A 13,704-nucleotide genomic window follows, 5' to 3' on the forward strand; every position below is an offset into this window, starting at 1 on the left:
CACCATGGCAGAGAAATTTATTAAACATACCGGCCTGGTTGTCCCGCTGGATGCCGCCAACGTCGACACCGACGCCATTATTCCTAAGCAATTTTTGCAGAAGGTCACCCGTACCGGTTTTGGCGCACATCTGTTTAACGACTGGCGTTTCCTGGATGAACAGGGTCAGCAGCCCAATCCAGAGTTCGTCCTGAACTTCCCGCAATATAAAGGGGCTTCGATTCTTCTGGCGCGGGAAAACTTTGGCTGCGGCTCTTCACGCGAACACGCGCCATGGGCGCTGACGGATTACGGCTTCAAAGTGGTCATCGCCCCCAGCTTCGCGGATATTTTCTACGGCAACAGCTTCAACAATCAGTTGCTGCCGGTGACGTTAAGCGATGCGCAAGTGGATGAACTGTTTTCCCTGGTGCAGGCGAATCCGGGCATCACATTCGACGTGGATCTGGAGGCGCAGGTGGTTAAAGCCGGAGACAAATCCTACCCCTTCGCGCTCGACGCGTTTCGCCGCCACTGCATGATGAACGGTCTGGACAGCATCGGGCTGACACTGCAACACGAAGATGCCATTACGGCATATGAAGAGAAGCAACCGGCGTTTATGCGCTAACCCCAGGTGCCGCCTGGGAGAATTGCCCGGCGGCACTTCGTTTGCACGGGCCTACAAAGTCCGTGTAGGCCGGGTAAGGCGAAGCCGTCACCCGGCAAAATTAAACATCTTTTACCCGTCCGGTCATCGCCAGCGTCACCACAGAAATCGCCGCAATCACCCAATAGACGGCAAAATGTCCGTAACTTTGCGCTACCGCGCCCTGGATAACGCCTGCCAGGATCACGCCCGTCGAGATACTGTTGGTAAACAGCGTTGTTGCCGACCCCGCTCGTCCCGGCATCAGATCCTGAAACCACAGCATCCCGATGCCCGCGATAATGCCGATAAACACCGCATTAAACAGTTGCAGCACCAGCAACGCCGTGTGGCTGTGAAAAAAGATCAGTCCAAGATAGAAAAGAACGCCTGCCGCGACCGCCGTGATCATCATGCGCCGCTTTCCGAAGCGCTTCACATAATAGCCCGCGAGGATCATTGCCGGAATTTCCAGCCCTGCCGCCGTCCCCATCAGGATCCCCGCCAGTTTATCCGGTAACCCAAGATCGCTGCTAATCCAGAGCGGCATATCAATGATGTACATGGTGTTGCAAGTCCACATTAACGTGGACGCAATAAACAGCATACGCACGTTTTTATCCTGCCAGCCTCCGGTCGGCGTTTCAGGCGCATCGACGGGTTGTTCAACACGCGCTACCGAAGGCAGTATCAACGCAATCAGCACCAGACTGATGGCAAAGATCCCGGCCGCGATAGCAAACATCGTGGTGAAGCCATAATTCAGCGCCAGCATAAACGCCAGCGGCGGGCCAATCACCCATGCCAGCGAGAGCTGAGCACGCATCACCGAGCTGAACATCACCACTTCCCGCGCCGAACTGTCTGCATACTCCCGCGCCAGCGCAAACAGTTGCGGCATGGCGCTATTCGCCAGCGATGCCAGCAATACGCCGCAGGTTATCAACGTGAGATAATGGCGATTAAACGCAAACAACAGCGCGTTACCGATAGCCATCAGACAGCAAAACATGATCAGTCGACGGCGGTCGCCCCGGCTATCCGAACGTTTTGCCAGCCCCAGACTCACCGCGATCCCGGCAATGGCGTTTACCGTATAAAACAGCCCGACCCAAAACGGTTGCGCCCCCACTTCGCGGCTCAAAAACAGGCTCAACGTCGGTGCCTGAAGCGCACCTGCAACGCCCATCATAAAAGCCACCAGCATGAACGCCGCGTAAACGCCGTTAAGACGCCGCCCCATCGTCATAATCCAGAGCATACAGTTCCTTATTCGCGCTGCTGAAACGAAAAAAGCCAGCAGGTATTATCTGCTGGCGGGTGATTTTAGGCCAGAGCCTACACCAATACTCAGTCACACATGATGTCTGCAATTTGGGCTTCAGAGGTCAGGCTGTCACCTCCCATTGCATCAGTTCTTCGAGCATCTTTAAGCGCTGCGGCGCGCTCAGGCAAGCCAACCAGGACAACCCTTCTGTCGCGGTAAAGTAGTGCAGAAAAAACGGACGCATAGTCGACCTCTCCATATTGCTTCATCGGAATCCATTATTGGCCTAATATGAGGATTATAAAATTGCTGAGTTTTTCGCAGGAGTTCCTCTTTTATGTCTTCAGGTCGTCTGCAACAACAGTTCATCCGTCTGTGGCAATGCTGTGACGGAAAAACGCAAGACACCACGCTAAATGAGCTGGCGGAACTGCTAAGTTGCTCCCGCCGCCATATGCGTACGCTGCTTAACACAATGCAGGCGCGCGGCTGGCTGACCTGGGAAGCCGAAGTCGGTCGCGGTAAACGTTCACGCCTGACCTTCCTCTACACCGGACTTGCGCTACAGCAACAGCGGGCGGAAGACCTGCTGGAGCAGGACAGCATAGACCAACTGGTACAATTAGTCGGTGACAAAACGGCCGTACGGCAAATGCTGGTTTCACATTTGGGGCGCAGCTTCCGTCAGGGCCGACATATCCTGCGCGTGCTTTACTATCGTCCGATGCATAACCTGCTGCCGGGCAGCGCATTACGCCGTTCTGAAACCCACATCGCCCGGCAAATCTTCAGCGCGCTAACCCGCGTAAATGAGGAAAATGGGGAACTGGAAGCCGATATTGCCCATCACTGGCAGCAAATATCCCCTTTGCAATGGCGGTTCTTTCTGCGACCGGGGATTCACTTTCACCACGGGCGAGAGCTGGAAATGGACGATGTGGTGGCGTCTCTCACGCGCATCAACGCCCTGCCGCTCTACTCGCATATTACGCAGATTGTCTCTCCGACAACCTGGACGCTGGATGTCCATCTCTCGCAGCCCGATCGCTGGCTTCCGTGGTTGTTAGGCCAGGTTCCGGCGATGATCCTGCCGCGGGAATGGGAAACCCTGAACAATTTTTCCAGCCATCCAATAGGCACAGGCCCCTATGCCGTGATGCGCAATACGCGTAATCAACTGAAGATCCACGCCTTTGACGATTACTTTGGCTATCGGGCGCTCATTGACGAGGTGAACGTTTGGGTATTACCGGACATTAGCGAAGAGCCGACGTGCGGCCTGATGCTCGAAGGCACTGTAGAAAGTGAAAAAGCCATTGAGAGTCGTCTTGAAGAGGGCTGTTACTATTTACTCTTTGATGCGCGAACCCATCGCGGCGCCAATCAGCACGTCAGAGAGTGGGTAAGCCACGTACTTTCTCCCACCCATTTGCTTTACCACGCCGATGAGCAGTACCAGCGCCTGTGGTTCCCCGCCTATGGATTACTGCCCCGCTGGCACCATGCCCGACCGGGACACGGTGAAAAACCTGCGGGTCTGGAAACCCTGACGCTGACGTACTATCGCGAGCACATTGAACATCGGGTTATCGCCCAAATCATGAGTGCCCTGCTGGCAGAACATCAGGTTCACCTGAATATTCAGGAGATCGACTACGATCAGTGGCACGCAGGCGAGATCGAAAGCGACATCTGGCTCAACAGCGCCAACTTCACGTTGCCGCTCGATTTCTCACTGTTCGCTCACTTATGCGAAGTGCCTCTGCTGCAAAACTGCATCCCACGAAACTGGAAAGAAGATGCCGCACAGTGGCACGCAGGCGAGATGAATCTGGCCGCCTGGTGTCAACAATTACTCGCAAGCAAAGCGATTGTGCCACTCATTCACCACTGGCTGATCATCCAGGGACAACGCAGTATGCGCGGCTTGCGGATGAACACGCTCGGCTGGTTCGACTTTAAATCGGCGTGGTTTGCCCCACCCGATCCTTAACCCTTTTGATCTCTTCACGTAATCATTACAATGTGCCGTTCTCAACGGGGTGCTGCGCCATACGCGTGGGCTGAGAAAATACCCGTCGAACCTGATCCGGATAACGCCGGCGAAGGGATTTGAGGCTCATGCTCAAGTCCTTTGCCACTCTTTTACTGAGGTGCAAAGTGTTAAAAAAATGTCTTCCTTTACTGGTGCTGTGTGCAGCACCGGCCTTCGCGAAACCGGTGCTGACCGTGTATACCTACGACTCCTTCGCCGCCGACTGGGGCCCCGGCCCCACCATCAAGAAAGCCTTCGAAGCCGACTGCCAGTGCGAACTGAAAATGGTGGCGCTGGAAGATGGCGTCTCATTGCTGAATCGCCTGCGCATGGAAGGGAAGAACAGCAAAGCGGATGTGGTGCTTGGGCTGGACAACAACCTGCTCGACGCCGCCACGCAAACCAACCTGTTTGCGAAAAGCGGTATTGCGCCTGATGCCGTCAACGTACCTGGCGGCTGGCAGAACGAGACGTTTGTCCCCTTCGACTACGGTTACTTCGCGTTTGTTTATGACAAAAACAAGCTGAAAAATCCGCCCAAAAGCCTGAAAGAGCTCGTCGAAAGCGACCAGAAATGGCGCGTGATTTATCAGGATCCACGTACCAGTACGCCGGGTCTTGGGCTGATGTTGTGGATGCAGAAAGTGTATGGCGATAAAGCCCCCGAAGCCTGGCAGAAGCTGGCAGCCAAAACGGTCACCGTCACCAAAGGCTGGAGCGAAGCCTATGGCCTGTTCCTGAAAGGGGAAAGCGACCTGGTGCTGAGCTACACCACCTCTCCGGCGTATCACACTATCGAAGAGAAAAAAGACCATTACGCCGCCGCAAACTTCAGCGAAGGCCACTATTTGCAGGTTGAAGTCGCCGCCCGTACCGCCGCCAGCAAGCAGCCGGAACTGGCAGAGAAATTCCTCAAGTTTATGGTTTCTCCGGCATTCCAGAATGCCATCCCCACCGGCAACTGGATGTACCCTGTCACCCACGTCACTCTGCCCGCCGGGTTTGATCAGTTGACCAAACCGGCCACTACGCTGGAGTTCACTCCTGCTGAAGTGGCATCGCAACGTCAGGCATGGATCAGCGAATGGCAACGCGCCGTCAGCCGTTAATTCCCGGCTGGCTGATACCCGGGCTTTGTGCCGCCACGCTGATGGCGGCAGTTGCCCTGGCGGCATTTCTGGCGCTCTGGCTTAACGCGCCACAGGGACAATGGCTCTCGCTTTGGCAGGACAGCTACCTGTGGCACGTGGTGCGTTTTTCGTTCTGGCAGGCGTTTCTCTCGGCGCTGTTGTCGGTGGTTCCGGCGATTTTCCTTGCCAGAGCGCTTTACCGACGCCGTTTCCCCGGTCGTCTGGCGTTATTACGCTTGTGCGCCATGACCCTGATTCTGCCGGTACTGGTTGCCGTTTTCGGTATTCTCAGCGTCTACGGCCGCCAGGGCTGGCTCGCCACACTCTGGCAAGCTTTCGGGCTGGAGTGGCGTTTCTCGCCTTACGGGTTGCAGGGTATTCTGCTGGCGCACGTCTTTTTTAATCTGCCGATGGCCAGCCGCTTGCTGCTACAGGCGCTGGAAAACATTCCCGGCGAACAGCGACAGCTCGCGGCGCAGTTAGGTATGCGCGGCTGGAATTTCTTCCGCTTTGTGGAGTGGCCGTGGTTACGTCGGCAGATCCCGCCAGTGGCGGCGCTCATTTTTATGCTCTGCTTCGCCAGTTTTGCTACCGTTCTTTCACTTGGCGGCGGCCCCCAGGCCACCACCATTGAGCTGGCGATTTATCAGGCGCTCAGTTACGACTTCGATCCTGCGCGGGCGGCAATACTGGCGTTGATTCAGATGACATGCTGCCTGGCGCTGGTGCTGCTCAGCCAGCGTTTAAGCAAATCCATTGCGCCGGGAACGACGTTGGTGCAAGGCTGGCGCGACCCGGACGATCGCCTGCATAGCCGCCTGAGCGACGCGGCGCTGATTATTCTGGCACTGTTGCTATTGCTGCCTCCGCTATTGGCGGTCATTGTTGACGGTTTCAACCGCCAGTTGCTGGATGTCCTCGCACAACCTGTGCTCTGGCAGGCCCTGTGGACTTCGCTTCGGATCGCTCTGGCCGCGGGGTTGCTGTGCGTGGTTCTGACCATGATGCTGTTGTGGAGCAGTCGCGAACTGCGGGCACGGCAACAGGTGCTGGCAGGCCAAACGCTGGAGTTGAGCGGCATGTTGATTCTTGCCATGCCCGGCATTGTCCTGGCGACAGGCTTTTTTCTGCTGCTGAACAACAGCATCGGTTTGCCGGAATCCGCAGACGGGATTGTGATTTTCACCAATGCGTTAATGGCGATACCTTACGCATTGAAAGTGCTGGAAAACCCAATGCGAGATGTGACGGCGCGTTACAGTATGCTGTGTCAGTCGCTGGGGATCGAGGGATGGTCACGCCTGAAAGTGGTGGAACTGCGCGCGCTGAAACGGCCGCTGGCGCAGGCGCTGGCGTTTGCCTGCGTGCTTTCGATTGGCGATTTTGGCGTCGTCGCCCTGTTTGGCAACGATGATTTCCGCACGCTGCCATTTTATCTGTACCAGCAGATTGGCTCTTACCGCAGTCAGGACGGGGCGGTAACGGCATTATTACTGCTGATACTCTGCTTTATGCTCTTTACCGTGATTGAAAAACTACCGGGGCGACATGTTAACTCTGACTGATATCACCTGGCTTTATCACCATTTGCCGATGCGTTTTACGCTTTCTGTGGAACGCGGCGAACAGGTGGCGGTGCTGGGGCCCAGCGGCGCCGGGAAAAGCACCTTGTTGAACCTCGTTGCCGGATTCCTCGCGCCCGCCAGCGGTACTCTGCTGATTGAAGGCGAGGATCACACCACCACGCCCCCGGCCCGTCGCCCGGTTTCGATGCTGTTTCAGGAAAACAACCTGTTCAGCCATCTTACGGTGCAACAAAACATCGGCCTTGGGCTTGATCCGGGACTGAAGCTCAATACGCCCCAGCGGGAGAAAATTCAGCATATTGCCCGCCAGATGGGTATCGATAACCTGATGGCGCGTTTACCGGGCGAGCTTTCCGGCGGCCAGCGTCAACGTGCGGCGCTGGCGCGCTGCCTCGTTCGCGAACAGCCGGTGTTGCTGCTCGACGAACCGTTTTCCGCTCTCGACCCCGCCCTGCGCCAGGAGATGCTGGCGTTGGTCAGCGACGTGTGTCGCGAACGGCAATTGACGTTGCTGATGGTGTCTCACAGCATAGAGGACGCGGCGCGTATTGCGACACGTTCCGTCGTGGTGGCTGACGGGCGCATCGCGTGGCAGGGTAATACCGATGAATTACTGAGCGGCAAGGCCAGCGCCTCGGCGCTGTTGGGGATTAAAGCATAACTAGCATTGCCGGATGGCGGCGTGAACGCCTTATCCGGCCTACAGATCGCACCCAGATAAGGTGAAACCGCCATCCGGCCTAAACCGAACTCAGTAGCCCACGACTTTTCGCAAAATATCAATATAGACCGGCATCAGCGGGTGGCGTAGCAACGCCACCAGCGCCATCACGCCGATAGCGAGGATCGCCGGCGTCAGCCACAACAAGCGGCCACGGAGCAAAAAGGGCGTCAGGCGATCGGGAGCCGCCTTACCAAAACGCCACAACCGCCAGCACAGCCAGCCTGCGACCCACAGCAGCAGCGCCGTTGCCAGTAACAGCCATTTGAAACCGCCGCTCTGCATCCCCTCGGGAATGTCGATCGCCGCACCGGCCAGGATCCCCGGTAAAAAATAGAAAGGCGGCCACAGTACGCAGCCAATGATATTGGGCACGACGAACTTCGCGATCGGCAGATCCAGCATTCCCGCTACCATCGGCACCAACGGGCGCGTGGGCCCCACAAAACGCCCCACCAGAATGGTGAACATGCTGTGCTGATGCAGCGCATGCTCGGTTTTATCCAGCAGCGCTTTGTTCTTTTTCATAAATGACCAGCGGTGTAACGGTTTTTTAAAGCGCCACCCCAGCCAGAAAGAGATCCAGTCACCCAGAAAACATCCCGCAATGCCCGCCAGCCAGGCATGCCAGAAATTCACTTCTCCGCTGCCAATGAGCGCCCCTAACCCCGCCATCAGTACTGTGCCAGGTAAAAGCAGACCGACCAACGCCAGCGATTCCAGAAAGGCCACCAGCATGACCGCAATTAACGAATAGAGTGTGGATTGGAGAATAAAGTGTTCCAGCAATGCTTGCATAATATGCCCGTCAGTTTTACGAAGCTGGGATTCTGCAAACCCGCTCACACTTCGTCAAGCCATCATTTATCTGAATAGTTTACGGGTTATGACAATTTTGCAGACACATCATTCACTTTTTATTCACATCCGGCACGGAATTCGCTTGGGCTGGCCCCGGTGCATTTCTTAAAGACGCGGGAGAAATAGAGCTGATCGTCAAACCCCACATTGCGCCCAACGCTGGCAATCGGCATCCGTGTGGTACTGAGCAACAGCTTAGCCTGACTGATACGCTGATCCTCACGCCAGCTCAACACACTGATGCCAAGTTGCTGCCGGAACAGGTGCGACAAACGGGAGGGCGACAGGCAAACATGCTGCGCTACGCTGGCGATATCGAAATGGCTGTCCGCCAGGTGATCGCTGATGTACTGGCAGGCGTCACGCACACGGTTATCCATCGGCGGGTGTAGCGATTCGTTGATCGCCTCCATGCGGCGCAATAGCAGTTGCTCCAGCAGGTTTATCGCCAGGAGCTCAGAGTAGCGCCCTTCCCCCTGCCCGGCGTTAATAATCTGACCGAACATTTCATTAAAATGGGGCTGATGGGCCTCATCCGGGCGATAAAATCCCGTCTGCGCAAAAATTGTCGGCCAGGCCAGCCATTCTTGCCAATAGGCTCGCGGGCGAAAATAGACCCATTGGTGATACCACTCACTGGCGTCGGGATGGCGTCCGTAATGGTGAACTTCGCCTGGCGGAAACAGCAAAATATCCCCCGGGCGGCAGATAAACTGTTTCCCGTGGTTGTTGATGACCCCTTCACCACGAAGGGTCAGATTAAGAATGTACCCCTTCATCCCCAACGGTCTGTCGATAAAAAAATCCAGGTATCCGTTCGCTTCGATAGGGGTTAACCCCGCCACCAGATGTGCATTAAACGAGTACCCCGGCAACAGAGGATCATTTTGTATTTCAGCCATAAACTCATTACTCCGGGCGTTCTATGAAGAAACAAATTGTCCATATTGTGTGAGGCCTCCTCAATTTCACCGCTTCCGGCCGCCACGATTTCAGTGGTGGAGCACCAACCCGCATGTGAAAAGCATCCAGTAACAAATCCACACAACAGAGGTGACGAAAACAGGTAACAAAAGTGTCTATAACTACGACAGAAATGTCCACATTGATTATTTGCACAGCGTCACACTTTGCGATGGCACAGCATTTTAATCCATAAGATTAGCGGATCCTGCCTGACGGTTTTTATCCCCACTATCTACTGTTTCTCCATACCTGTTTTTTTGGATGGAGTAAGACGATGGCGATTGCAATTGGCCTCGATTTTGGCAGTGATTCTGTACGAGCGTTGGCGGTGGAATGCGCCACCGGCGAAGAGATCGCCACCAGCGTAGAGTGGTATCCACGCTGGCAGGAAGGGCGTTATTGCGACGGGCCGAATAACCAGTTCCGCCATCATCCGCGCGACTACATTGAGTCGATGGAGTCCGCACTGAAAACCGTGCTGGCTGAACTCAGCGCATCACAGCGCGCAGAGGTGGTCGGGATTGGCGTTGACAGTACCGGCTCCACGCCTGCCCCTATTGATGCCGACGGTCATGTCCTCGCCCTGCGCCCGGAGTTCGCCGACAACCCAAACGCAATGTTTGTGCTGTGGAAAGATCACACCTCGGTGGAAGAAGCAGAAGAGATCACCCGTCTGTGTCATACGCCGGGCAAGGTTGATTACTCCCGTTACATTGGCGGTATTTACTCCAGCGAATGGTTCTGGGCAAAAATTCTGCATGTCACCCGCGAGGATAGCGCCGTCGCGCAAGCCGCCGTTTCATGGATTGAGCTGTGCGACTGGGTGCCCGCTCTGCTTTCCGGCACTACCCGCCCACAGGATATTCGCCGCGGCCGCTGCAGCGCCGGACACAAATCACTGTGGCATGAAAGCTGGGGAGGACTCCCCCCCGCCAGTTTCTTTGACGAACTTGATCCGCTGCTTAACCGCCACTTGTCTTACCCAATGTTTAGCGAAACGTTTACTGCCGACATTCCCGTTGGAACGCTTTGTGCCGAGTGGGCACAGCGCCTCGGTTTACCGGAAAACGTGGTGATTTCCGGCGGCGCGTTTGACTGCCATATGGGTGCCGTCGGCGCTGGCGCGCAGCCAAATGCGCTGGTGAAAGTGATTGGGACGTCCACCTGCGACATTCTGATTGCCGACAAAAACAGCGTTGGCGAACGCGCGGTGAAAGGGATTTGTGGACAGGTCGACGGCAGCGTGGTGCCCGGTTTTATCGGCCTGGAAGCCGGTCAGTCCGCCTTTGGCGATATCTACGCCTGGTTTGGTCGCATTCTCGGTTGGCCGCTGGAGCAGCTTGCCGCTCAGCATCCTGAGTTGAAAGATCAGATCAAAGCCAGCCAGAAACAGCTCTTACCCGCACTGACCGAAGCGTGGGCAAAAAATCCGTCGCTGGATCACCTGCCTGTGGTGCTCGACTGGTTTAACGGTCGCCGCACGCCAAACGCCAACCAGCGCCTGAAAGGGGTGATCACCGATCTCAACCTCGCCACCGACGCGCCAGCGCTGTTTGGCGGCCTGGTAGCCTCCACGGCCTTTGGCGCACGCGCCATCATGGAATGTTTTACCGAACAAGGCATTGCGGTCAATAACGTAATGGCGCTCGGCGGTATCGCCCGTAAAAACGTCAGCGTTATGCAGGCGTGCTGCGACGTGCTCAATCGCCCATTACAAATTGTTGCCTCCGATCAATGTTGCGCGCTCGGCGCAGCGATTTTTGCCGCCGTCGCCGCAAAAGTACACGCCGACATTCCTGCCGCGCAGGACAAAATGGCAAGCGCTGTCGAGCACACGCTGCAACCTCGCCCGGAACAGGCCCAACGCTTTGAACAGCTTTATCGCCGCTACCAACAGTGGGCGGTAAGCGCTGAACAACACTATCTTCCGACTGCCGCCCCGGCGCCAAAAGCCCCGGAAGCTCAGGCAACCCTGACTCATTAAGGACACGACAATGACGATTTTTGATAATTACGAAGTGTGGTTTGTGATTGGTAGCCAGCATCTGTATGGTGCTGAAACCCTGCGTCAGGTGACTCAACATGCCGAGCACGTCGTAAAAGCACTGAATACAGAAGCCAAACTGCCGTGCAAACTGGTTCTCAAACCACTGGGTACGCGCCCGGATGAGATCACCGCCATCTGCCGCGACGCCAATTATGACGAAAAATGTGCCGGTATGGTGGTGTGGCTGCACACCTTCTCCCCGGCCAAAATGTGGATCAACGGTCTGACCATCCTCAACAAGCCGCTGCTGCAATTCCACACCCAGTTCAATGCCGCTCTGCCGTGGGACAGCATTGATATGGACTTTATGAACCTGAACCAGACCGCACACGGCGGTCGCGAGTTCGGTTTTATCGGCGCACGTATGCGTCAGCAGCACGCCGTTGTCACTGGCCACTGGCAGGACAAACAGGCGCACGAGCGTATTGGTTCGTGGATGCGCCACGCCGTCTCCAAACAGGACACCCGCCATCTGAAAGTGTGCCGTTTTGGCGATAACATGCGTGAAGTGGCGGTGACTGACGGCGATAAAGTAGCCGCGCAGATCAAATTCGGCTTCTCCGTTAATACCTGGGCGGTGGGTGACCTGGTGCAGGTGGTGAACGCCATCAGCGACGGCGAAATTAACGCGCTGATCGACGAGTACGAAAGCAGCTACACCCTGACTCCAGCCACCCAGATCCACGGTGATAAACGTCAGAACGTACGTGAAGCGGCGCGAATTGAACTGGGTATGAAGCGTTTCCTCGAGCAAGGCGGATTCCATGCGTTCACCACTACGTTTGAAGATTTACACGGCCTGAAACAGCTTCCTGGCCTCGCCGTACAACGCCTGATGCAGCAAGGCTACGGCTTTGCCGGTGAAGGCGACTGGAAAACCGCCGCCCTGCTTCGCATCATGAAGGTGATGTCAACCGGTCTGCAGGGCGGCACCTCCTTTATGGAGGATTACACTTACCACTTCGAGAAAGGCAACGATCTGGTGCTCGGCTCGCATATGCTGGAAGTGTGCCCTTCGATTGCCATTGAGGAAAAACCGATCCTCGATGTGCAGCACCTCGGCATTGGCGGTAAAGATGATCCTGCCCGCCTGATCTTCAATACCCAAACGGGCCCGGCCGTCGTCGCCAGCCTGATTGATCTGGGCGATCGTTACCGTCTGTTGGTTAACTGCATCGACACGGTAAAAACGCCGCACGATCTCCCGAAACTGCCGGTGGCCAACGCCCTGTGGAAAGCGCAACCCGACCTGCCGACCGCATCAGAAGCCTGGATCCTCGCCGGTGGCGCGCACCACACCGTCTTCAGCCATGCGCTGGATCTGAACGACATGCGCCAGTTCGCTGAAATGCACGATATCGAAATCAGCGTGATCGATAACGACACCCGCTTGCCTGCCTTTAAGGATGCACTGCGCTGGAACGAGGTTTATTACGGCTTTAAACGCTAAGCATCGTATCGGAATGTCATCCGGCACACAGAAGCTATTTGTTGGCCGGATAAGCACAGCGCCATCCGGCACACAGAAGCCATTTGTAGGCCGGATAAGCGCAGCGCCATCCGGCACACAGAAGCTATTTGTAGGCCGGATAAGCGCAGCGCCATCCGGCACACAGAAGCTATTTGTAGGCCGGATAAGCACAGCGCCATCCGGCACACAGGAGCCAACATGTTAGAAGATCTCAAACGCCAGGTGTTAGAAGCCAACCTGGCGCTCCCAAAACACAACCTGGTGACCCTCACCTGGGGGAACGTCAGCGCGGTAGACCGGGAACACGGCGTATTCGTGATTAAACCCTCTGGCGTTGATTACAGCGTGATGACCGCTGATGATATGGTGGTCGTGAGCATCGCCACCGGGGACGTCGTCGAAGGTACGAAGAAACCCTCTTCCGATACACCAACCCACCGACTGCTGTATCAGGCGTTTCCGACAATCGGCGGCATCGTTCACACCCACTCGCGCCACGCCACCATTTGGGCGCAGGCGGGTCAGTCAATCCCGGCCACTGGAACGACACACGCCGATTATTTCTATGGCGCCATTCCCTGCACCCGTAAAATGACCGATGCGGAAATCAACGGCGAATACGAATGGGAAACGGGCAATGTGATCGTCGAAACCTTTGAAAAACAGGGGATTGACGCCGCACAAATGCCCGGCGTGCTGGTGCACTCCCACGGCCCGTTTGCATGGGGAAAAACGGCAGAAGACGCCGTTCATAACGCCATTGTGCTGGAAGAAGTGGCCTATATGGGCATTTTCTGTCGCCAGCTCGCACCACAATTGCCGGATATGCAACAGACGCTGCTGGATAAGCACTATCTGCGCAAGCATGGCGCGAAAGCCTATTACGGGCAATAAACGTATAGCCTGGGTCGCTGCGTTTCACTGGAATGACACCTGTATAAAACCACAGCAAAATCACCTAAGCCAGGCTATAATAACGCCTGGCTTTTTTG

General features: G+C 56.0%; 12 protein-coding genes and 1 riboswitch. Of the genes, 8 read left to right on the top strand and 4 right to left on the bottom strand.

The window, feature by feature from the left end; translation table 11 throughout:
• Nucleotides 1–4: 4 nt before the first annotated feature.
• Nucleotides 5–610 (top strand): 3-isopropylmalate dehydratase small subunit, encoded by a 606-nt coding sequence (leuD, locus tag ACO7SM_RS17935; protein WP_490468627.1) that lies wholly within the window; start codon nt 5–7, stop codon nt 608–610.
• A 100-nt stretch (nt 611–710) separates the two neighbouring features.
• On the opposite strand, the gene ACO7SM_RS17940 is transcribed toward leuD, so the two are convergent.
• Nucleotides 711–1,889, bottom strand: a complete 1,179-nt coding sequence (locus ACO7SM_RS17940; RefSeq protein WP_490468628.1) for a sugar efflux transporter — start codon at nt 1,887–1,889, stop codon at nt 711–713.
• A 127-nt stretch (nt 1,890–2,016) separates the two neighbouring features.
• Nucleotides 2,017–2,139, bottom strand: a complete 123-nt coding sequence (sgrT, locus tag ACO7SM_RS17945) for a glucose uptake inhibitor SgrT (protein WP_192611065.1) — start codon at nt 2,137–2,139, stop codon at nt 2,017–2,019.
• Between the two features lie 93 nt (nt 2,140–2,232).
• Here sgrT and sgrR point away from each other — a divergent pair, with 93 nt between their 5' ends.
• From sgrR to thiQ, 4 genes are all read left to right on the top strand, one after another.
• Nucleotides 2,233–3,888 carry an HTH-type transcriptional regulator SgrR gene (gene sgrR / locus ACO7SM_RS17950; RefSeq protein WP_490468629.1) on the top strand — a complete coding sequence of 552 codons (1,656 nt, stop codon included), beginning with the start codon at nt 2,233–2,235 and terminating at the stop codon, nt 3,886–3,888.
• 35 nt (nt 3,889–3,923) lie between these two features.
• A riboswitch (TPP riboswitch) is annotated at nt 3,924–4,024 on the top strand.
• A gap of 31 nt (nt 4,025–4,055) precedes the next feature.
• On the top strand, nt 4,056–5,039 hold the full coding sequence (gene thiB / locus ACO7SM_RS17955; RefSeq protein ID WP_490468630.1) for a thiamine ABC transporter substrate binding subunit: 984 nt from the start codon (nt 4,056–4,058) through the stop codon (nt 5,037–5,039).
• Nucleotides 5,015–6,625: a thiamine/thiamine pyrophosphate ABC transporter permease ThiP gene (gene thiP / locus ACO7SM_RS17960; RefSeq protein ID WP_490468631.1), complete on the top strand. Its 1,611-nt coding sequence runs from the start codon at nt 5,015–5,017 to the stop codon at nt 6,623–6,625. The genes thiB and thiP overlap by 25 nt, the downstream gene beginning before the upstream one ends.
• Nucleotides 6,609–7,307 carry a thiamine ABC transporter ATP-binding protein ThiQ gene (gene thiQ, locus ACO7SM_RS17965; protein WP_490468632.1) on the top strand — a complete coding sequence of 233 codons (699 nt, stop codon included), beginning with the start codon at nt 6,609–6,611 and terminating at the stop codon, nt 7,305–7,307. The genes thiP and thiQ overlap by 17 nt, the downstream gene beginning before the upstream one ends.
• Nucleotides 7,308–7,397: 90 nt before the next feature.
• Here the strand turns inward: thiQ and ACO7SM_RS17970 are convergent, their stop codons facing one another.
• Entirely contained in the window at nt 7,398–8,165 is a 768-nt protein-coding gene (locus ACO7SM_RS17970) for a DedA family protein (RefSeq protein WP_490468633.1), read from the bottom strand.
• Between the two features lie 119 nt (nt 8,166–8,284).
• On the bottom strand, nt 8,285–9,130 hold the full coding sequence (gene araC / locus ACO7SM_RS17975; protein WP_490468634.1) for an arabinose operon transcriptional regulator AraC: 846 nt from the start codon (nt 9,128–9,130) through the stop codon (nt 8,285–8,287).
• 338 nt (nt 9,131–9,468) lie between these two features.
• On the opposite strand from araC, the gene araB reads away from it, so the two are divergent.
• The 3 genes from araB (at nt 9,469) to araD (ending at nt 13,606) form a co-directional block, all read left to right on the top strand.
• Complete coding sequence (araB, locus tag ACO7SM_RS17980) at nt 9,469–11,178, top strand: ribulokinase (protein WP_490468635.1); 1,710 nt, start codon at nt 9,469–9,471, stop codon at nt 11,176–11,178.
• A gap of 10 nt (nt 11,179–11,188) precedes the next feature.
• Complete coding sequence (araA, locus tag ACO7SM_RS17985; protein WP_490468636.1) at nt 11,189–12,691, top strand: L-arabinose isomerase; 1,503 nt, start codon at nt 11,189–11,191, stop codon at nt 12,689–12,691.
• 219 nt (nt 12,692–12,910) lie between these two features.
• Nucleotides 12,911–13,606, top strand: a complete 696-nt coding sequence (araD, locus tag ACO7SM_RS17990) for an L-ribulose-5-phosphate 4-epimerase (RefSeq protein ID WP_192611056.1) — start codon at nt 12,911–12,913, stop codon at nt 13,604–13,606.
• Nucleotides 13,607–13,704: the final 98 nt, after the last annotated feature.

This window comes from Citrobacter sp. LJND-P06, from assembly GCF_058188415.1.